This window comes from Kitasatospora sp. NPDC093679 (assembly GCF_040683455.1).
GTDB classification, from domain to species: domain Bacteria; phylum Actinomycetota; class Actinomycetes; order Streptomycetales; family Streptomycetaceae; genus Kitasatospora; species Kitasatospora arboriphila.
The window spans coordinates 38,433-57,854 of record NZ_JBFBDW010000008.1 but is presented as its reverse complement, the minus strand read 5'-3'; the positions used below and the strand labels follow the sequence as shown (position 1 = coordinate 57,854).

Here is a 19,422-nt window from a genome sequence, read left to right as displayed (position 1 = left end):
CTGACGGTGCTGGCGGTTAGCATGAGGCGCCCCACGTGTCCCGCCGCACCGACAGGAGCCCCCGTGCTCGGAGTCAACGACCTGGCGACGTACGTCCTCGGCGCCCTGGTCATCGTCCTGCTGCCCGGCCCGAACTCGCTGTACGTCCTGTCCGTCGCCGCCCGCAGGGGCGTCCGCACCGGCTACCGGGCCGCCGCGGGCGTCTTCCTCGGCGACTTCACCCTCATCAGCCTCACCGCGCTCGGCGCCTCCTCGCTGCTGGAGGCCAACCCGGCGGTCTTCGCCGTGGTGAAGTTCGGCGGCGCCGCCTACCTGCTCTGGATCGGCGTCGGCATGATCCGGGCCGCCCGGGAACTCTGGCGCGAGCGGCGGGCCGCGGCCGAGGCGATCGACGCCGCCCCGGCCGCCGAGGCGCTGCCGGAGAGCACCGAGAACCCCTTCCGCCGGGCGCTGGTGATCAGCCTGCTCAACCCGAAGGCCATCCTCTTCCTGCTCTCCTTCTTCACCCAGTTCGTGGACCCGTCCTACGGCATGCCGGCGCTCTCCTTCGGCCTGCTCGGCGGCATCCTGCAGACCTTCAGCGTCCTCTACCTCTCCCTGCTGATCTTCGCCGGGACCACGCTCGCGACCGCCTTCCGCCGCCGCAAGCGCCTCTCCGCCGGGCTCACCAGCGGCGTCGCCCTGCTCTTCGCCGGCTTCGCCGCCAAGCTCGCGGTCTCCTCCGCCTGACCCCGAGCCGGCCGCGGTGCGGACCACCTCCGGAAACTGTGTAGACTGGCCCGCGTTGCCGATGCGATCCTCGACCCGTCGGGGAGCCCCGGCAACGGCGCCGCCTTAGCTCAGTTGGCCAGAGCAACGCACTCGTAATGCGTAGGTCGCGGGTTCGAATCCCGCAGGCGGCTCGGAAGAAAGCCCAGGTCACTCCCGAGTGATCTGGGCTTTCATCGTTGTCGGGTACGGCGCCCCAAGGCCGGTGGCGGGACGACTGCCGGGTGGTCAGCCGAAGACGCCCTGGCGCCAGTCGCGGAACGGCGCCAGGTCAGCCACGTCCGATCCGACGGCGTGGAGCGAGAACGCGAAGTCCTGCGCCAGCGCGGTGCACATGGCGAGGAACTCGCGGTGGGGGCAGGCCTCGGTGGGCGGAGAGGGGACCCAGTCGGTTCGGGAGATGCAGTCCACCAGAACCGTCTCGTCCTCGAACCGGAACACCAGGGAACGCTCGACCCCCTCCGGGTAGAGGTCGATCTCGAAGGCCGAGCGCTCTCGTACGGCGCGCAGCAGTTCCCGGAGGCTCTCCAGGAAGGCCGACGCGTCGTAGGACATGTCGAAGGCCCAGTCGTCCCTCCCGAAACCGCCGATGTGGAAGGAAGCATCCGTCTCGGCCAGGTCCGCGCAGCCGCGCATGACCAGGTAGACGTAGTCGTCCGGATCCTCGATCGGCTCCCTCTCGTCCAGGTATTCGTCGGGGAGCCGGTCGACGGTCGGTGCGGTGAAGGAGAAGTGGATCGCCACGGTATCGTCTTCCTGACTGGTTACGGGGAGCTTTTGCTCGTCGGATAGCCGCTCTTGATGAGCCCGGCCGGGTTCGGGACCACGATCGCGCGGAGCACGGGAACGAACGTACCGTCCGCCGAGACCTCGATGCCGAGGCCCTCGGGGATGTCGATGATGTACGCCTCGTTGGCCCGCGTCAGACCTGGGCGGTAATTGGCCCGCATCACTTCCGCAGCCTTCGCGTCGTCGAGCCACTTGCCCTGCGGCTTCCCCTTGTTCCGGGCGCGGTCGGCCATCTGCTGGACGGTCTTCTTCTGACCGTGGTCGCTGAACGAGTGCCCGAAGGTCTTGACGCTCTTGGGAGACCAGTTGATCTCCTTGTCCTGCTCCGGCTTGCGGTGCGGTGACAGGCCCAGCGGGTCGGCCCAGGTGTGGGGGTCGACGACGTAGGCGTCGGGATTGGGGGAGGGGAGCAGGCCGAGAGGGTCGGGACTGGTGTAGCGGGCTGTTTCGGGGTCGTAGTAACGGTTGAGGTTGTAGTGGAGACGCGTTTCGGGGTCGTAGTACTGGCCAGGGAAGCGGAGCGGGGTGTAGGTGGTGCTGTCGCCGGGCCAGGTGGTATGTCCCCACAGGGTCCGGGTCGTGCGCCAGGCGATGGTGTCGGTCTCGGGGTCGACCAGTTCGGTCGGGGTGCCGACCAGGTCGGTGACGATGGCGAAGAAACGCCGGTCGACGTCGTCCTGACCGGATGTGGTGATGGTCTCGGTCTGGGCCAGCGGGTGCAGGCCCTCGTGGTCCCAGCTGAGGGTGTGGGGGCCGGGGAGGTAGGGGGCGTGGGTGGTCTGCTCGGCGAGGGCGGCCCCGTCCCAGGCGAAGTCGGTCTGCTCCTCGACGGTGGTGCCGTCCGCCGCGAACTTCTGCTTGGCGGTGCGGCGGCCGAACGGGTCGTACAGGTACCGCCAGCGGGTGCCGTCGGGGGTGGTGACGTCGGTGAGGCGGTCCTCGGCGTCCCAGGTGTAGTGCCAGGTGTCCGGCTTCCTGGAAAGGCGGGTGACCTGGCGGAGCGTGGTGCGGCCGGCCCCGTCGTGCTCGTAACGGACTCGGCCGGCGCCGATGAGTTGGGTGCCGATGTAGGTACGGCTGCCGTGGGCGGCCGTACCTGCGCCGGTGGCGGGCCAGTCGGCGCCGGTGAGGTTGCCCGCCGGGTCGTAGGCGTAGGTCTCGGTCCACGCGGCGGAATGAACGGCGGTGACACGGCCAGCCGCGTCGTGTTCGAAGGTTCGTGCCCCGGAGAGGTCGTCATGGACGGCGGTGAGGCTGTTGTCGGGCCGGTATGCGTAGCTGCGCTGCCGGAGAACGGACCGGGGGGTGCGCAGAGTGTGTCCGGTGAGGCGGTGCCGGGCGTCCCAGGTGTTGGTGAGGGTGAGATGGCCCGCGATGGTGCGCTGTTGTTCGCGGCCCGCTGCGTCGTACGCGAAATCGATGCTGCCACCAGGTGTGGCCATGGAGACGGGTCTGCCGGCGGGGTCGTAGGTCCGCGTCGTCGTGCGGCCCGTCGGAGTGGCGCGGTGAGTGCGGCGGCCGAGGACGTCGTAGGCGTAGGTGGTGGTGCTTCCGTCGACCGTTTCGGTGAGGAGGTTGCCGCACGCGTCGTGGGTGCGGGTGACGGCGGCGTCCGGGTTGGTCGCGCGGCAGAGGTTGCCGGCGCTGTCGTAGGTGTAGGTGGTGGTGCGGCCTGCGGCGTCCTTGGCAATGAGGCGGTCGAGCAGGTCGTAGGTGTACTGGATGCGCTGGCCGAGCGGATTCGTGGTGCCGGTGGGGCGGCCTGCGGCGTCGATGTCGTACGTCAGCGTCCGGCCGTGGAAGTCGCGTTCGCCGATCAGGCGGCCGGCCGGGTCGTAGGTGTAGCTCCACTGCTGGCCGAGTGCGTTGGTGACGGCGACGAGCTGCATGTTGGCGTCGTGCGTGAACGCGAGGCGGGCGCCGTCGGGGGTGGTGCGGGCGGCGAGCGTTTCGAAGTGGGTGTACTCGTAGGCGGTGGTCTGCCCGAGCTGGTCGGTGTGGGTGAGGCAGTTCCCCTCACCGTCGTAGGTCCAGGTCTCGGTGGCGCCGTCGGAGGTGGTGCGCGAAGCCGGGTGGCCCTCGACGGTCCAGGTGGTGCGGATGGTGTTGCCGAGTGGGTCGGTGATGGTGGTGATACGGCCGAAGGCGTCCCGCTCGTAGCGGGTGGTGGCCCCGATGGGGTCAGTGACCTCGACGGGGAGACCTGCGAGGTTGCAACGGACGCTGGTGGTATGGCCGAGGGCATCGGTGACGGCGGTGAGGTGGCCGTTCTCGTCGTACGAGAAGAGGGTCGTGGCACCGAGCGGGTCGGTGAGCGAGGTGCGCAGACCGTTGTGGTCGTAGGTCTGCTGCCAGGTGGCGCTGCCGGGTTCGGTGACGGTCGCCGGGAGGCTGAGTTCGCCGTGGTAGGCGGCGGTGGACCGTTCGCCGTCGGGGCGGGTGATGCAGATGAGGTCGCCGGCGCCGTCGTAGTCGTAGCGGGTGGTGCGGCCGAGGGGGTCGGTCTCCGACAGGAGCCGGTCGTGCTCGTCGCGTTCGTAGCGGGTGGTGTGGCCGAGGGGGTCGGTGATCGCGGTGATCTGGGAGTGTTCGTTGACCTCGTAGGCGGTGGTGTGGCCGAGTGCGTTGGTCTCGGTGTGGACCTTGAGACCGGTGGCGGGGTCCGCCTCGCCGTAGCTGAAGCGGAAGCGCAGCGCGCCGTCGGTGCCGCCCTCGTCGACGACCCGGTCGTGCGCGTCGTAGGTGTAGACGTACTGGGAGTTGTTGCGGTCGGTCCAGGACAGGATGCGGCCGCTCGCGTCGTTGGCGAAGCGCATCGGCTTGCCGGAGGAGTTGTAGACGGACGCGAGGTGGCCGTCGGTGTAGCCGTAGCGCAGCAGCAGGGCGTCGTGGCCGTCCTCGCCGCCACCGGCCAGTCGCAGGGCGGTGATGCGGCCGGCGTCGACGGTGACCAGCAGTTGGTAGCCGCCGGAGTGGGTGATGGAGACGGGTACGCCATCGGCGTCGTAGGCGAGGTCGTAGTGGCGGCCGTGGCGGTCTCGGACCCGGGTGAGCAGGGCGATCTGCGCGCCGGGCAGGGTGGTGAAGGTGCGGGTCAGGCCGGCGGAGCGGTCGGTGAGGGTGTAGGTGCCGCTGTCCGGGTCGATGTCGAGATCGCGGCGGGCGCCGCCCGCGGAGGCCTGGACCGGGTCGCCGGGCTCGGGATGGGGGTAGGCCTGGGTGGTGCGGTCCGGGCAGAGGTGGACGACGCCCTCGTCGTCGATCTCCAGTCGTTCGTCGAAGGTGCAGACCCAGCGCGGGCCCATCCAGCGACCGGCGAGGTAGCCGGACTCGTAGTTGCGGGTGAACACCAGCGGCAGCGAACCGGGCAGGGAGGCGTCGTCCTGGTCGATGAACATCCGCCCGGTGGCCATGTCGACGGGCTCGCCGCCGCCGCACACCGCGTCCTCTCGCCGGCCCGCCTGCCGCGGATCCGCCACCTGGCGGCGCCCCTCGCCGCCGTGGGTGTCACCGCGTCCGCCCCGACCCCCGCCGCCGGAGCGCGGGTGCGGGACACCCTTGCCCTCGTGCCCGGCGAGGATCTTCTCCAGGTCCTTGGCGTGCTTCGCCTCGACCTCGCGGACGTTCTTGGCGACCGTGGTCAGGTTGTCGCCGGCCTGCTTGTACAGCTTGTGCACGGCCTTGCCGGCATCGTCGGCCAGCGTCTTGCCGAGCTTCTGCGCGCCGTGTTCGAGCGCCTTGACGATCCGGTTGCTCATTCGAAGCTCACCCCCGCGAGCTTGGACTGGAAGGCCTGCGCATGGCCGGCCACGGTCTCGGCGTGCTGGTGCATGGTGCGGGCGTGCGCCTCCAGCGCGTCCGGGTTGATCCGGAAGCCGGTGCCGCCCCCGCCTCCACCGCCGCCGGAGACACCGAGCGCCGACTCGGCGGTCTGGAACACCAGGCCCGACACCGCGCCCGCGACAACCCCCACCAGCGGGTCGATCGCGGCCTCGATCACCTGGCCGATGATGTAGTCCTCCAACTGCTGCTCCAGGAACTGCACCAGCTTGCGCCCCGCCAGCACCGTCGCCGCCGCAGCCGCCTCCGCCGCACCCAACGTGGCCACCGCCGCCGCCTGCTCCGCGATCAATGTCGCTGCCAGCACGACGAGTTCGGCGATCGCCTCCACCTTCATCGCCACGATCACGTCCGCCGCCACGTCCAGCGCCGTCGCCACCACCCGGCAGGCCTGCACCAACTCGTTCATGTGCGAGTCCGACAGCGACGCCCACTTCGCCAGCAGCGCCTCGTACGATGCACCCTCGTACGCCTCGGACAGCGCATGGACCGTCGCCGTCGACTCCCGGTGCGCCTCGTCCACCTTGTCGGTGAACTCCCGGACGTGGTCGGCGAACTCACGGACCTTGTCCTCGTTCACCGACGGCCAGCGGATCCCGATGAACGCCAGGAACGACTCCACCTCACCGGGCAACTCGATCGCCATGCTGTTCCTCCCCCGTCACGGCATGTGAACCTACGATCGCACAGCAGGACGACAGCGCCGATGCCGCGGGTTGCACGAACGCCGCCGCCCCCGGACCACCGGCGGGGCCGGCGGTCCGGGGGCGGACGGGACGAAGAGGGGATCAGGCGGCCAGGCGCTCCGCGGCGGCGTCGAGGCGGGCCAGCACGCGGTCGCGGCCGAGCAGCTCCATCGACTCGAACAGCGGCAGGCCGACGGTGCGGCCGGTGACGGCCACCCGGATCGGGGCCTGGGCCTTGCCGAGCTTGAGGCCGTGCTCGGCGCCGACCTTCTCCAGGACGGTCTTGAGGTCCTCGGCCGTCCAGGCCGCCGAGGCGAGCTCCGCCCGGACGTCCCGCAGCAGCTCCGCGGCGCCCGCCTTCATCGCCTTCGCCCAGGACGCCTCGTCGGCGACCGGCTCGTCGAGGAAGAGGAAGTCCACCTGCGCGGTGATCTCCGACAGCACCGCGATCCGGGTCTGCGCGAGCGGCGCGACCTTCTCGAACACGGCGGCGTCGAAGGCCTCCGGCCGCCACGGCGCGTGCGGGGCGGCCAGCCACGGCGCGCAGGCCGCGGCGAACCGCTCCGCGCCCAGCGCCCGGATGTAGTCGCCGTTGAAGGCGGTCAGCTTCTTGATGTCGAAGAACGCCGAGGAGCTGTTGACGTTCTCCACGCGGAAGAGCTGCTGCAGCTCCTCGAACGGCAGGATCTCGCGGTCGTCGCCCGGCGCCCAGCCCAGCAGCATCAGGTAGTTGACCATCGCCTCGGGCAGGAAGCCCTCGGCCAGGTAGTCCTCCAGCGCCACCTTGTCGCGGCGCTTGGAGAGCTTCTGCCGCTTCTCGTTGACGATGACCGGCAGGTGCGCCCACACCGGGGGCTGCGCGCCGAGCGCCTCCCAGAGCAGCTGCTGCTTCGGGGTGTTGGAGAGGTGCTCCTCGCCGCGGATCACCTGGGTGACGCCCTCGTCGAGGTCGTCGACCACGTTGGCGAGCAGGAAGACCGGGGTGCCGTCGCCGCGGGCGATGACGAAGTCCTCGATGGCGCTGTTCGGGAAGGCCGGCTCGCCGCGGATCAGGTCCACGACCACGGTCTCGCCCTCGTCCGGGGTGCGGAAGCGCATCGCCCGGCCGGCCTCCCAGTCGAGGCCGCGCTCGCGGCAGAAGCCGTCGTAGCCCAACTGCTGCGAGCCGGTGCGCTCCTGGACCTGCTCGCGGGTGCAGTCGCAGAAGTAGGCCTTGCCGGCGGCGTGCAGCTGCCCGGCCGCCTCGCGGTGCCGGTCGGCGTTGTGCGACTGGAAGTAGGGGCCCTCGAAGGCCGGGTCGGACTCGTTGATGCCGATCGCCGAGAGGGCGTTGACGATCCCGTCGATCCACTCGGGCTTGTTGCGGGCCGCATCGGTGTCTTCGATGCGCAGGACGAAGGTGCCGCCGGACTGTCGCGCCACAGCCCAGTTGTAGAGGGCGGAACGAGCGCCGCCGACGTGGAACATGCCGGTCGGGGACGGTGCGAAACGGACGCGAACAGCGGGAGCAGACATGCCGCACAGCCTACCGATCCCGCACCCGCCCCTGCTCCGCCCGACCGCCGCCCCGAGGGCACGCACCCGCCGCCCCACCGCCCCCGCCCGGCCCGCCGCACGGCGCCGCACCACGGACGGCGTCCGGCCGCTCGTGGCCCGTCCTCTAGGATGGCGGGGTGACCGATGACACTCAGCAGGCCCCCGACCGCGGGCCGATCAGCCACCCCGAACTGCCGACCGCCTACGCCCCGGCCGAGGTAGAGGGCGTGCTGTACGAGCGCTGGGTGGAGCGGGGTTACTTCAGCGCCGACGCGAAGAGCGACAAGCCCGCCTACACCATCGTCATCCCGCCGCCGAACGTGACCGGTGCGCTGCACCTCGGCCACGCCTTCCAGCACACGCTGATGGACGCGCTGACCCGCCGCAAGCGGATGCTCGGCTTCGAGGCGCTGTGGCTGCCCGGTATGGACCACGCCGGCATCGCCACCCAGAACAAGGTCGAGCAGCAGCTCGCCGAGTCCGGCCTCTCCCGCCACGACCTGGGCCGCGAGGCCTTCGTCGAGAAGGTCTGGGAGTGGAAGGAGAACTACGGCGGCAAGATCCTCGGCCAGATGCGCCGCCTCGGCGACGGCGTCGACTGGTCGCGCGAGCGCTTCACCATGGACGAGGGCCTGTCGCAGGCCGTCCAGACCATCTTCAAGAAGCTCTTCGACGACGGCCTGATCTACCGCGCCGAGCGCATCATCAACTGGTGCCCGCGCTGCCTCACCGCGCTCTCCGACATCGAGGTCGAGCACAAGGACCGCGGCGGCGAGCTGGTCTCGATCCGCTACGGCGAGGGCGAGGACTCGGTGGTCGTCGCGACCACCCGCGCCGAGACGATGCTGGGCGACACCGCGGTCGCCGTCCACCCGGACGACGAGCGCTACAAGCACCTGGTCGGCCGGACCGTCAAGCTGCCGCTGACGGACCGCGAGATCCCGGTCGTCGCCGACGAGCACGTCGACCCGGAGTTCGGCACCGGCGCCGTCAAGGTGACCCCGGCGCACGACCCCAACGACTTCGCCATCGGCCAGCGCCACGGCCTGCCCAACGTGACCGTGATGGACGAGCGCGGTGTCATCACCGTGCACGGCCCCTTCCTCGGCCTGGACCGCTTCGAGGCCCGCTCGGCCGTGGTCGGCGCGCTCCGCGAGCAGGGCCGGATCGTCGCCGAGAAGCGCCCGTACGAGCACTCGGTCGGGCACTGCTCGCGCTGCCACACCGTGGTCGAGCCGCGGCTGTCGCTGCAGTGGTGGGTCAAGGTCGGCCCGCTGGCCCAGGCCGCCGGCGACGCGGTCCGCGACGGCCGGGTCGAGATCCACCCGAAGGAGCTGGAGCGCCGCTACTTCGACTGGGTCGACAACATGTACGACTGGTGCATCTCGCGCCAGCTCTGGTGGGGCCACCGGATCCCGGTCTGGTACGGCCCGGACGGCGAGGTCGTCTGCGTCGGACCGGACGAGCAGCCGCCGACCGGCGAGGGCTGGCACCAGGACCCGGACGTCCTGGACACCTGGTTCTCCTCCGGCCTGTGGCCGTTCTCCACGCTCGGCTGGCCGGAGAAGACCGCCGACCTCGAGAAGTTCTACCCGACCGACGTCCTGCTGACCGGCCACGACATCATCTTCTTCTGGGTCGCCCGGATGATGATGTTCGGCCTGTACGCGATGGACGGCCAGGCGCCGTTCAAGACGGTCGCCCTGACCGGTCTGGTCCGCGACGAGTTCGGCAAGAAGATGTCGAAGTCGTCCGGCACCGCCGTCGACCCGCTGGACTGGATGGACGCCTACGGTGCCGACGCCGTCCGCTTCACCCTGGCCCGCGGCGCCAACCCCGGCGCCGACGTGCCGATCGGCGAGGACTGGGTCAAGGGCTCCCGGAACTTCTGCAACAAGATCTGGAACGCCACCCGCTTCGCGCTGATGAACGGCGCCACCGTCGAGGGCCCGCTCCCGGCCGCCGAGGAGCTGACCTCGGTCGACCGCTGGATCCTCTCGCGCCTCAACGCGACCGTGGCCGAGGTCGACGCGCTGTACGACGACTACGAGTTCGCCAAGGTCTCGGACGCGCTCTACCACTTCGCGTGGGACGAGGTCTTCGACTGGTACGTCGAGCTCTCCAAGACCACCCTGGCCAAGGGCGGCCCGCAGGCCGACGCGGCCCGCCGGGTCCTCGGCGAGGTCCTGGACCTCACCCTGCGCCTGCTGCACCCGGTGGTCCCGTTCGTCACCGACACCCTGTGGACCACCCTCACCGGCGCGGAGTCGCTGGTGGTCACCGCGTGGCCGAAGGATTCCGGCTTCCGCGACGCGGAGGCCGAGGCCGAGGTCGCCACCCTGCAGCAGGTGGTCACCGAGGTCCGCCGGTTCCGCTCGGACCAGGGCCTGCAGCCCGCGCAGCGCGTCCCCGCGCAGCTCGAGCTGGCCGGCACCGTGCTCGGCGTCCACGAGGACGCGATCCGCTCGCTGCTGCGCCTGACCGAGCCGGGCGACGGCTTCGCCGCCACCGCCTCGCTGCCGGTCGCCGGTGCCACCGTCGCGCTGGACCTCTCCGGCACCATCGACGTGGCGGCCGAGCGCAAGCGCCTGCAGAAGGACCTCGCCGTCGCCGAGAAGGAGAAGGCGCAGACCACCGCCAAGCTCGGCAACGAGGCCTTCCTCGCGAAGGCCCCGGACGAGGTGGTCGCCAAGATCCGCGGTCGTCAGGAGGCCGCCGAGGCCGACATCGCCCGGATCACCGCCCAGCTGGCCGGCCTGCCGCAGGGCTGACCGGGCCGCCCGGCACGGACGACGGAGGGCCGCACCCGCGCGCGGGTGCGGCCCTCCGGCACGTCCGGCCGCTCGGCCCCTCGGGGTCCTCAGGCCACGGCCGGCCGCATCCGCCGGGCCAGCCACTTGCCGAGCTCCCAGAGCACCAGCAGTGCCAAGGGCGCCAGCAGCGCCCAGCCGAACTGCTGGACGCTGATCCGGGTGGTGCCCAGGATGCGGCGGAAGCCGTCCATCTGGGTGACCATCACGGCCAGCACGAACTCGCCGAGCGCGGCCCAGTTCATCTGCTTGCTGTCGAAGGTCGTGGTGCTGAACACCGAGGCCGTTTCGCTGCGGCACTCGAAGGCCGCGACGATCAGGCAGAGCGAGAAGGCGGTGAAGGCGATCGAGCTCCCCGTGTCCACGTCGCCGTAGCGCGACTCGCCGAGCTTGATCAGCGAGAGCAGGAAGACGGTGATGGCGAGGCCGCTCAGCCCCACGGTGACCATCACCGGCCGGGTCAGCACCGACTCCCCGCGCGGCCGCGGCGTCCGCTTCATCAGCCCGGGGCTCTCCTGGTCGAAGCCGAGCGCGAAGCCGAACGGCGCGTTCACCACGAAGTGGATCCACAGCACCTGGGGCGGCGGGAAGGGCTCGCCGCTCGCGATGTTGAGGATCGTCGCACCGAGGAAGGTCAGCACGAAGGTGACCAGCAGCAGGAGCACGAAGCGGATGTACTTGGTCAGGTTGTCGTAGAGCTTCCGGCCCTCCGCCACCGCGTAGACGATGGTGGCGAAGTTGTCGTCGGAGAGGATCATCCGGCTGGCGTTCTTCGCCACGTCGGTGCCGCTGCCCATGGCGATGCCGATGTCGGCGGCCTTGATCGCCGGCGCGTCGTTGACGCCGTCGCCGGTCATCGCGACGACGGCGCCCTTCTTCTTGAGCGTGTTCGCCAGCAGCACCTTGTGCTCGGGCGCGACCCGGCCCACCACCCCGATGGTGTCGATCCGCTCCATCTGCTCCTGCTCGGACAGGGCCGCGAAGTCGGCGCCGAGCACGGCCTCGCCCTCGATGCCGAGCTGCCGGGCGATGGCGGCGCCCGTGGTGACGTCGTCGCCGGTCACCATCCGGACCCGGATGTGGGCGGCCTGCGCCTCGGCGACCGCCGCCTTGGACTCCTCGCGCGGCGGGTCCACCATGCCGACCAGGCTGGTCATCTGCAGCTCGGTGACCAGGGCGAGCAGGTCGCCGCCGGGATCGAAGTGCGCCGGGTCGATGTCGCGGACGGCGGCGGCCATCACCCGGCGGCCCTCGCCGCCCATCCGCTCGGTGGCCGCGACGGCCCGCCGGGCGAGCTCGCCGTCCCAGGGGACGGTGGTGCCGGCCGAGAGCGCCGTGGCGGCCCGGTCCATCACCGCCGGGGCGGCCCCCTTGACGAAGCAGCGGACGACCGGCCGGCCCATGGCGTCCACCGCCGAGTTGAAGGTGGCCATCAGCTTGTAGCCGGGGTCGAAGGGCAGCGTGGCGAGCCGCGGGTAGCGCTCCCGGGTCGCCTCGACGTCCAGGCCGGCCTTGTGGCCGAGCACGAGCAGGGCGCCCTCGGTGGGGTCGCCGACCACCCGGCCGTCCACCAGCTTGGCGTCGCTGGCGACCAGGTACGGCAGCACCGCGTCCTCGACGCCGGCCGAGGTGCCCGCGGCGTGGTGGATCCGGCCCTCCAGGCCGTAGCCGGTCCCGGAGACGGTGTAGCGGTCGGTCGGGCTGACCACCTCCACGGCCGTCATCTGGTTCATCGTCAGGGTGCCGGTCTTGTCGGAGTTGATCGCCGAGGTGAAGCCCAGGGTCTCGACCGAGGGCAGCTCCTTCACGATCGCGTGGCGCTTCGCCAGGTTGAGGCTGCCGACGGAGAGGATCACCTGGGAGACGGTCGGCAACGCCTCCGGGATGGCCGCGATGGCCAGCGAGACCGCGCTGACGAAGAGGGCGTCCCAGGCCTGGTCGCGGCTGCGGCCGAGCGCGAACATCACGATCATGGTCAGGCCGGCCGCGCCGGCGATCCACAGGGTGAGGGTGTTGAGCTCCCGGTCGAGCGGGGACTGCTCCTTCTCGGTGGCCGAGAGCAGGCCGGAGATCTTGCCGAGCTCGGTGCCGGAACCGGTGCCGGTGACGACCAGCAGCCCGCTGCCGTGCGTCACCGGGGTGTTCATGAACGCCATGTTCGACTGCTCGCCGGGCGCCAGCCGTTCGCCGGTCAGCGTGCCCGCGTCCTTGGCGGCCGGGACGCTCTCGCCGGTGAGCGCCGACTCGTCGATCTGCAGCGCGCTCGCCTCGACGATCCGTCCGTCCGCGGGGACCTGGTCGCCCGCCGAGATCAGCACGACGTCCCCGACGACCAGCTGCTCGGCGGGGATCTCCGACTCGGTGCCGTCCCGGCGGACCCGCGCGGTGGCCTTCATCATCGACTTCAGCGCGTTCATCGCGCTCTCGGCCTTGCCCTCCTGGCGCAGGCCGACCACGGCGTTCAGCAGGGTCAGCAGGACCAGCAGGATGCCGGTGCTCCACTGCTTGATGGCCAGCGAGACCACCGCGGCGGCCACCAGGATGATCTGCATGTAGCTGCGGTACTCGTCGAGGAACCGCCGCCAGGTCGGCTTCGGCTTCTCCTCGGGAAGCGCGTTCGGGCCGTCCGCGGCGAGCCGCTCGGCCGCCCGGGCGGCGCTCAGGCCGACGGCCGGATCGACGCCGAAGGCGGCCAGCACCTCCGTCGGCGGCCGCGTGTACCAGCTCGGTGCGGGCGCAGCCGCCGCCGGGTCAGCCTGCTGGGTCATCGGCTCCCCTTCTTCTTCCGCTTCTCGCCCTTCCCGTGCTCCGCCTCGTACGGGTCGGCCTCGGCGCCGGGCGGGGCCTCGGCCTCCAGGTCGCGCCGGACGAGGCGCAGCTGCTTGCGGGCCTCGGCGTCGACCGTCGGGTACTGCGGGTCGATCCCGGCCAGGGTGTGCACCAGGACGGCCGCCGCGCAGATCCGCGCGAACCACTTGCGGTCGGCCGGCACCACGTACCAGGGCGCCCACTCGGTGCTGGTCGCGGAGAGCATCTCGGAGAAGGCCAGCTGGTAGTCGTCCCAGAAGCGGCGCTCCCGGACGTCGGCCGCGGAGAACTTCCAGTTCTTCTCCGGCAGGTCGATCCGCTTCAGGAAGCGGATCCGCTGCTCCTCGCGGGAGAGGTTGAGGAAGACCTTGACGACCTTGAAGCCGTTGTCGGTGAGGTGGCGCTCCCAGCGGTTGATGTCGCGGTAGCGGCGCCTCCAGACGTCCGGTCCGCGGGCGGCCTCGGGGAGCCGCTGCCGTTCCAGGTTCTCCGGGTGGACCCGGACGACGAGGACCTCCTCGTAGTGCGAGCGGTTGAAGATGCCGATCTCGCCGCGGCCGGGCAGCCGGAGGTTGTAGCGCCACAGGTAGTCGTGGTCGAGCTCCTCGGGGGAGGGCACCTTGAAGCTGCTGACCTTCACGCCCTGCGGGTTCACGCCGCTCATGACGTGGCGGATCGTGCCGTCCTTGCCGCCGGCGTCGAGCGCCTGGAGGCAGAGCAGTACGCCGTAGGTGTCCTGGGCGGCGAGCCGGTCCTGGTACTCGGCGAGCAGTTCGACGCCGGTGCGCAGCAGCTCTGCGCCGTCCCGCTTCTTGAGGTGGGCCCGGTAGCGGGGGTCGAAGTCGCGGGCGAGGTCGACCCTCGACCCGGGCTCCACACGGAGCGGCGCGATGAAGCGCGCGATGGCCTCGGCTCGGTCGTCCGCCATGCCCGGGCCCCCTTCCGCCGGCCCGCCTCGGCGGAGGCGGGAGTCACCTGCCACGCTCCGCCCGGGGTCCGGGTGCGGCAATCGGAGTACGGCCGTTCGGGCCGGGTCAGGCGGGGTCGTGGCCGGGGGAGGTCCGGGCGGCGCGGGCCAGCAGCAGGGCGGCGGCCAGACCGCCGGCGAGGACGGCGGCGGCGCCGACCAGCTGGGCGGTGCGGGAGGCCTCGGTGAAGGCGTCGAGGACGGCGGCGCGGTCCGCCTCGGTGCGGGCCGCGGCGAGGGCGGCCGGTACGGAGGCCGCGGCCGGCAGGACGGCCGCCAGCCGGGCGTTCATCACGGCGCCGAGCGCGGCCACCCCGAGGCTGCTGCCGGCCTCGGCCATCGCACCGTCGACGCCGGCGCCGGCTCCGGCCCGGTCCGGCGGGATCGCACCCACCACGGCCTCGACGACGGCCGGGTTGGCGACCGCGCAGCCGGCGCCCATGAGCACCAGCCCGGCGAGCAGCGGCCCGTAGCCGCCGGCGGCGAACGCGGCGGTGCAGAAGCCGGCGGCGAGCACCGTCGTGCCGAGGGCGATGGAGCGGGGCGTCCCGAGCCGGGCGATCAGCCGGGCGGTGAGGCCGGTGAAGTTGAGCGCGACGACGGTGAGCGCGAACGGCGCCGTCCGCAGGCCGGCCTCCAGCGGCGGGTAGCCGCGGACGAACTGCAGCTGCTGGGTGAGCAGGAAGAGCCCGCCGGCGCTGCCGAAGGTGATCAGCACGACGCCGGTGACCGCCCCGGTGAACCGCCGGTCGCGGAAGAACGCCGGGTCGAGCATCGGGTGGGCCGTCCGCCGCTCCCAGTGGGCGAAGGCGGCTAGCAGCAGCAGGCCGGCCGGGGCGGGCAGCAGCACGTGGGCGGAGGCCCAGCCGTGCTCGGGCCCGGAGACGACGGCGTAGACCACCGCGGTCGTGCCGGCCGTGGAGAGCAGGGCGCCGGGCAGGTCGGGCGGGCCGCCGCCGGGGGCGCGGGACTCGGGGACGAGCAGCCGGGCGGCCGCCAGCCCGAGCAGCACCACCGGGACGTTGACCAGGAAGAGCGCGCCCCACGCGAAGTGCGCCAGCAGCAGGCCGCCGACCGGCGGGCCGGCCGCGAAGCCGAGCGCGCTGACGGCGCTCCACGCGGCGATCGCCCGGGTGCGCTCCTCGGCGTCGAAGAGCTGCATCACCACGGCGAGCGTGCTGGTCATCAGCAGGGCGCCGCCCACCCCCATACCGGCCCGGGCGGCGATCAACTGCCCGGTGGTGCTGGAGAGCCCGGCGGCGAGCGAGCCGAGGCCGAAGAGGGCGAGCCCGGTGAGCAGCAGCCGCCGCCGGCCGTACCGGTCGGCGGCGGCGCCCGCGGCGAGCACCAGCCCGGCCTGGACGAGGGAGTAGGCGTTGACGATCCACTGGACGCCGGCGGTGTCCGCGCCGAGCTCCCGGCCGAGGGTGGGGACGGCCACGTTCAGCACGGTGTTGTCGAGCACCACGACGAGCTGGGCGAGGCAGATCACCGCGAGGGCCGGCCACCGGCCGGGCAGCCGGGCCCCGCGGGCGGACTCCACCGGCGCGGTGGCGGCGGTCACCGGGCCGCGGGGGCGAAGCGGGCGATCGGGTTGGCCAGGGTGCCGACCAGCTGCAGGGCGGCGGACGGGTCGGCCAGGTCGACCATCTGCCGGTTGTCGCGCAGCTGCAGCCGGTTGAGGCAGGACAGCGCGAACTCGGGCGCGAACGGGTCGTACCGGTCGAACCGGTCGGCGAGGTGCGGCACCGAGTCGCGGTAGTCGGCGACGCACTCGGCGACCGTCCGCCAGAAGCCGTCCTCGTCGAGCACGCCGTCCTCGGCGAGGGTCGCGGCAAGGTGGCGGAAGAAGCAGTCGAAGACGTCGGTGAAGATCGACAGCAGCTTCATGTCCTCGGGCACCGCGGCCCGGACGCGCCGGACGGCGGGCGGCAGCACCGCGTTCTCGTCCATGACGACGATCTCCTCGGCGATGTCCTTGAAGACCGCCCGCTGCACGGTGCCGCCGTCCATCACGAGGATCGTGTTCTCGCCGTGCGGCATGAACGCCAGGTCGTAGGCGTAGAAGCTGTGCAGCAGCGGGGTCAGGTAGGCGTCCAGGTAGCGTCGCAGCCACACCTCGGGGGCGAGGCCGGACCGCCCGATCAGGGCGGCGGCCAGCGAGCGGCCGGCCCGGTCGGTGTGCAGCAGGGCGGCCATCGTCATCAGCCGCTCCCCGGGGGCGAGGGAGGGCACGGGGCTCTCCCGCCAGAGCGCGGCGAGCATCTTGCGGTACGGCGAGTACCGGTCGGTGGCGGCCTCGTACTGGCGGTGCCGGTAGCCGATCGCGGCGTGCTCGCGGATGATCGTCAGGCCGGTGCCGCGCAGCACCTCGTCGTCGGCGATCAGCTCGGCCAGCCAGTCGTTGATGGCCGGGGTGGCCTCCATGTAGGCGGCCGAGAGGCCGCGCATGAAGCCCATGTTGAGCACCGAGATGGCCGTCTTCACGTAGTGCCGGGACGGGTCGGTGGTGTTGAAGAAGGTGCGGATGGACTGCTGGGCGAGGTACTCGTCGTCGCCCTCGCCGAGGCAGACCAGGCGCTGCTGGGCGACCTCGCCGGCGAAGGTCACCGACAGCTTGTTCCACCACTGCCAGGGGTGCACCGGCAGCAGGTGGTAGTCGGAGAGGGAGAGCCCGCGGGCGGCCATCGCGGCGGCGAACCGGGCCAGGGTGGCCGGATCCAGCTCCTGGCGGATCAGCGTGTCGTAGTCGGTGTCCGCGCAGGAGGTGAAGACCGAGTGGTCGCGGTGCGCGGCGAGCCAGACCAGCTTGACCGGGGCGGCGGCCTCCGGGGCGTACCGGTGGTACTCGTGCACGCCGAAGCCGATCCGGCCGTTGTTGGCGACGAAGCCGGGGTGGCCCTCGGTCATGCCGGTCTCGACGGTCTGGAAGTCGGCCTCGGCGAGCTCGTCGGCGCCGAGGGCCGGCCGGGAGAGCTTGTAGGCGGTGCCGGCCAGGGTGGAGGAGATCTCCTCCAGGTAGACCGGCAGCACCTCGTCGGTCAGGCCGAGCGCGCCGCGCAGTTCGATGCAGAAGTCCAGGGCGTCGAGCGGCAGTTCCTGCTCGCCGCGGTGCCGGGTGACGGACCCGTCCGGGATCTGCCAGTGGTCGAGGGCGCGCAGCCGGGCGGTGAAGCGGTACTCCACCGTGCCGTCGTCGCTGCGCACGGCGTACCGGCCGTCGGGCAGCCGCTCGGGGGCGAGCAGCCGCTCGTGCGAGAACTCGGCGAGCGCCTTGCGGACGAGCAGCCGGTTGGCCCGTGCCCAGGCGTCCGGCGTCAGGTGGGCGACGGCTCCGGCGGGCATCATGCGGCGGCTCCTGCGAGGGCGTGCTGGAACTGGGCGCGGGTGCAGACGCTGAGCAGGGCGTCCTTCTCCGGCTTGGCGATCGGGCCGACCACCTCGAAGCCGACGGCGGCGTTCAGGGCGTGGACGGCGGTGTTGCGGACGTCCGGCTCGACGACGACGCGGCGGGTGGCCGGGTCGTCGAAGAGGAAGGCCATCACGGTGGTGATGACGGCCCGGGTGAAGCCGTGCACCGGGGTGTCGGTGGGCGCGCACAGGAAGTGCATGCCGACGTCGCCGGGCTCGGCGTCGTGGAGGCCGACGAGTTCGAGCCGGGCCGGGTCGTAGCGTTCGGCCAGGAAGGCCGGCACGCCGTCGACCAGGCCGAGGAAGGCGTCGTGGTGCGGGTGTTCGGTGATCCGCCGGTACTCGGCGCGGACGTCGTCCTCGGTGGCGTCCTGCATCATCCAGAACGCGGCCTTGGGGTGGGTGACCCAGCCGTGCAGCAGTGCGGCGTCGGCGTCCGGGTCGAGCGGACGGACGGAGAACTCGCCGAGGCGGGCGTCGGTGCGGGTGAAGGGCGTCATGCGGGGGCGCCCTCCGGCGCGCCGAACTCCTGGAAGGCGATGGTCTTCTCGATCGGGTAGACCTCGCGGCCGGTCAGCTCGCGGACGATCCACGAGTTGCGGTACGGGCCCATGCCGAGGTCGGGGGAGGTGATGCTGTGGGTGTGGGTGCCGCCGTTCTGCAGGAAGATCCCGCGCCCGGTGGTGTCGATGCTGTAGTTGCGGGCGACGTCGAAGCGGCCGCGGCCGTCCCAGCGGATCCGGTCGTGCACTGGCTCCAGGAAGGCGGGCGGGGTGTACGCGTAGCCGGTGGCCAGCACCAGGCCCTCGGTGGTCAGCGAGAAGTCCCGCTGCTGCTCGGTGTGGTGCAGCCCGAGGGTGTAGGTGCCCAGCGTCTCGTCGTACGAGGCGCTGCGCAGCGCGGAGTTGGTGAGCAGCCTGGTCGGGACGGGGCCCTTGACGCTCTTCTGGTAGAGCAGGTCGTAGATGCCGTTGACCAGGTCGGCGTCGATGCCCTTGAAGAGGCCCTTCTGCTCGGACTCCAGGCGGTAGCGGGTCTCCTCCGGCAGGGCGTGGAAGTAGTCCACGTACTCGGGGGAGGTCATCTCCAGGGTGAGCTTGGTGTACTCCAGCGGGAAGAACCGCGGCGAGCGGGTCACCCAGTCGAGCCGGTAGCCGTGCACGTCCGTCTCGGCGAGCAGGTCGTAGTAGATCTCGGCGGCGCTCTGGCCGCTGCCCACGACGGTGATGCTGCGCTTCTTCTGCAGCGTCTGCTTGGCCTCCAGGTAGCCGGAGTTGTGCACCAGGTCGCCGCCGAGCCCGCGGCAGGGCCCGGGCAGGAAGGGCGGGGTGCCGGTGCCGAGCACCAGGTGCCGGGCGCGGTGCCGGACGGTTTCGCCGCCGGCCTCGGAGACGACGGTGTACAGGCCGTCGGCCTCGTCGTACTCGACCCGGGTGACGGTGTGTCCGAAGCGGACGCTGCGCAGCTTGGCGGCGGCCCAGCGGCAGTACTCGTTGTACTCGCTGCGCACCGGGTAGAACATCTCGCGGATGTAGAACGGGTACAGCCGGCCGCGCTCCTTCAGGTAGTTGAGGAAGGAGTACGGCGAGGTCGGGTCGGCGAGCGTCACCAGGTCGGCCATGAACGGCGTCTGCAGGGTGGCGAAGTCGAGCAGCATCCCGGGGTGCCAGTCGAAGTCAGGCTTGCTCTCCAGGAACACGCCGTCGAGGCCGTCGACCGGCTCGGTGAGGCAGGCGAGGCCCAGGTTGTAGGGACCCAGCCCGATCGCGACGAAGTCGTGGGTGGACATGCTTCTCCCGTGGTGCGG

General features: G+C 71.7%; 12 protein-coding genes and 1 tRNA gene. 3 read left to right on the top strand and 10 right to left on the bottom strand.

Annotated features, from left to right (window positions below; all coding sequences use genetic code 11):
• Window positions 1-63: 63 nt before the first annotated feature.
• Both leuE and AB0O09_RS09430 read left to right on the top strand, forming a co-directional pair.
• Complete coding sequence (gene leuE, locus AB0O09_RS09435; RefSeq protein ID WP_363540950.1) at window positions 64-729, top strand: leucine efflux protein LeuE; 666 nt, start codon at window positions 64-66, stop codon at window positions 727-729.
• Between the two features lie 99 nt (window positions 730-828).
• Window positions 829-902: transfer RNA gene (locus AB0O09_RS09430), tRNA-Thr, on the top strand.
• A gap of 94 nt (window positions 903-996) precedes the next feature.
• Here AB0O09_RS09430 and AB0O09_RS09425 read toward each other — a convergent pair.
• The 4 genes from AB0O09_RS09425 to gltX all read right to left on the bottom strand — a co-directional run bounded on the left by AB0O09_RS09425 (window position 997) and on the right by gltX (window position 7,550).
• Window positions 997-1,512, bottom strand: a complete 516-nt coding sequence (locus AB0O09_RS09425) for a hypothetical protein (RefSeq protein ID WP_363540948.1) — start codon at window positions 1,510-1,512, stop codon at window positions 997-999.
• 20 nt (window positions 1,513-1,532) lie between these two features.
• On the bottom strand, window positions 1,533-5,315 hold the full coding sequence (locus AB0O09_RS09420; protein WP_363540947.1) for a DUF6531 domain-containing protein: 3,783 nt from the start codon (window positions 5,313-5,315) through the stop codon (window positions 1,533-1,535).
• Window positions 5,312-6,043, bottom strand: coding sequence for a hypothetical protein (locus tag AB0O09_RS09415; RefSeq protein ID WP_363540946.1), 732 nt, complete (start codon window positions 6,041-6,043; stop codon window positions 5,312-5,314). Before AB0O09_RS09415 ends, AB0O09_RS09420 begins: the two co-directional genes overlap by 4 nt.
• Window positions 6,044-6,185: 142 nt before the next feature.
• On the bottom strand, window positions 6,186-7,550 hold the full coding sequence (gltX, locus tag AB0O09_RS09410; protein WP_363541060.1) for a glutamate--tRNA ligase: 1,365 nt from the start codon (window positions 7,548-7,550) through the stop codon (window positions 6,186-6,188).
• 206 nt (window positions 7,551-7,756) lie between these two features.
• Between gltX and AB0O09_RS09405 the strand changes: the two genes are divergently transcribed.
• On the top strand, window positions 7,757-10,390 hold the full coding sequence (locus tag AB0O09_RS09405) for a valine--tRNA ligase (protein ID WP_363540945.1): 2,634 nt from the start codon (window positions 7,757-7,759) through the stop codon (window positions 10,388-10,390).
• An 89-nt stretch (window positions 10,391-10,479) separates the two neighbouring features.
• Here the strand turns inward: AB0O09_RS09405 and AB0O09_RS09400 are convergent, their stop codons facing one another.
• From AB0O09_RS09400 to AB0O09_RS09375, 6 genes are all read right to left on the bottom strand, one after another.
• The gene (locus AB0O09_RS09400; protein WP_363540944.1) at window positions 10,480-13,197 is read right to left on the bottom strand and encodes an HAD-IC family P-type ATPase; all 2,718 of its coding nucleotides are present in this window, start codon (window positions 13,195-13,197) and stop codon (window positions 10,480-10,482) included.
• On the bottom strand, window positions 13,194-14,165 hold the full coding sequence (locus tag AB0O09_RS09395; protein ID WP_363540943.1) for a polyphosphate kinase 2 family protein: 972 nt from the start codon (window positions 14,163-14,165) through the stop codon (window positions 13,194-13,196). Before AB0O09_RS09395 ends, AB0O09_RS09400 begins: the two co-directional genes overlap by 4 nt.
• Before the next feature lie 106 nt (window positions 14,166-14,271).
• Entirely contained in the window at window positions 14,272-15,747 is a 1,476-nt protein-coding gene (locus tag AB0O09_RS09390) for an MFS transporter (protein WP_363541059.1), read from the bottom strand.
• A 17-nt stretch (window positions 15,748-15,764) separates the two neighbouring features.
• On the bottom strand, window positions 15,765-17,552 hold the full coding sequence (locus tag AB0O09_RS09385; RefSeq protein WP_363540942.1) for an IucA/IucC family siderophore biosynthesis protein: 1,788 nt from the start codon (window positions 17,550-17,552) through the stop codon (window positions 15,765-15,767).
• Window positions 17,549-18,115, bottom strand: coding sequence for a GNAT family N-acetyltransferase (locus tag AB0O09_RS09380; RefSeq protein ID WP_363540941.1), 567 nt, complete (start codon window positions 18,113-18,115; stop codon window positions 17,549-17,551). Before AB0O09_RS09380 ends, AB0O09_RS09385 begins: the two co-directional genes overlap by 4 nt.
• Window positions 18,112-19,404, bottom strand: a complete 1,293-nt coding sequence (locus AB0O09_RS09375; protein WP_363540940.1) for a SidA/IucD/PvdA family monooxygenase — start codon at window positions 19,402-19,404, stop codon at window positions 18,112-18,114. The genes AB0O09_RS09380 and AB0O09_RS09375 overlap by 4 nt, the downstream gene beginning before the upstream one ends.
• Window positions 19,405-19,422: the final 18 nt, after the last annotated feature.

What these genes read in the sequence shown, in the direction of transcription:
- AB0O09_RS09380 (WP_363540941.1), bottom strand. Translation starts at nt 18,115, where the DNA reads ATGACGCCCTTCACCCGCACCGACGCCCGCCTCGGCGAGTTCTCCGTC.
- AB0O09_RS09415 (WP_363540946.1), bottom strand. Translation starts at nt 6,043, where the DNA reads ATGGCGATCGAGTTGCCCGGTGAGGTGGAGTCGTTCCTGGCGTTCATC.
- AB0O09_RS09395 (WP_363540943.1), bottom strand. Translation starts at nt 14,165, where the DNA reads ATGGCGGACGACCGAGCCGAGGCCATCGCGCGCTTCATCGCGCCGCTC.
- gltX (WP_363541060.1), bottom strand. Translation starts at nt 7,550, where the DNA reads ATGTTCCACGTCGGCGGCGCTCGTTCCGCCCTCTACAACTGGGCTGTG.
- AB0O09_RS09375 (WP_363540940.1), bottom strand. Translation starts at nt 19,404, where the DNA reads ATGTCCACCCACGACTTCGTCGCGATCGGGCTGGGTCCCTACAACCTG.
- AB0O09_RS09400 (WP_363540944.1), bottom strand. Translation starts at nt 13,197, where the DNA reads ATGACCCAGCAGGCTGACCCGGCGGCGGCTGCGCCCGCACCGAGCTGG.
- AB0O09_RS09420 (WP_363540947.1), bottom strand. Translation starts at nt 5,315, where the DNA reads ATGAGCAACCGGATCGTCAAGGCGCTCGAACACGGCGCGCAGAAGCTC.
- AB0O09_RS09385 (WP_363540942.1), bottom strand. Translation starts at nt 17,552, where the DNA reads ATGATGCCCGCCGGAGCCGTCGCCCACCTGACGCCGGACGCCTGGGCA.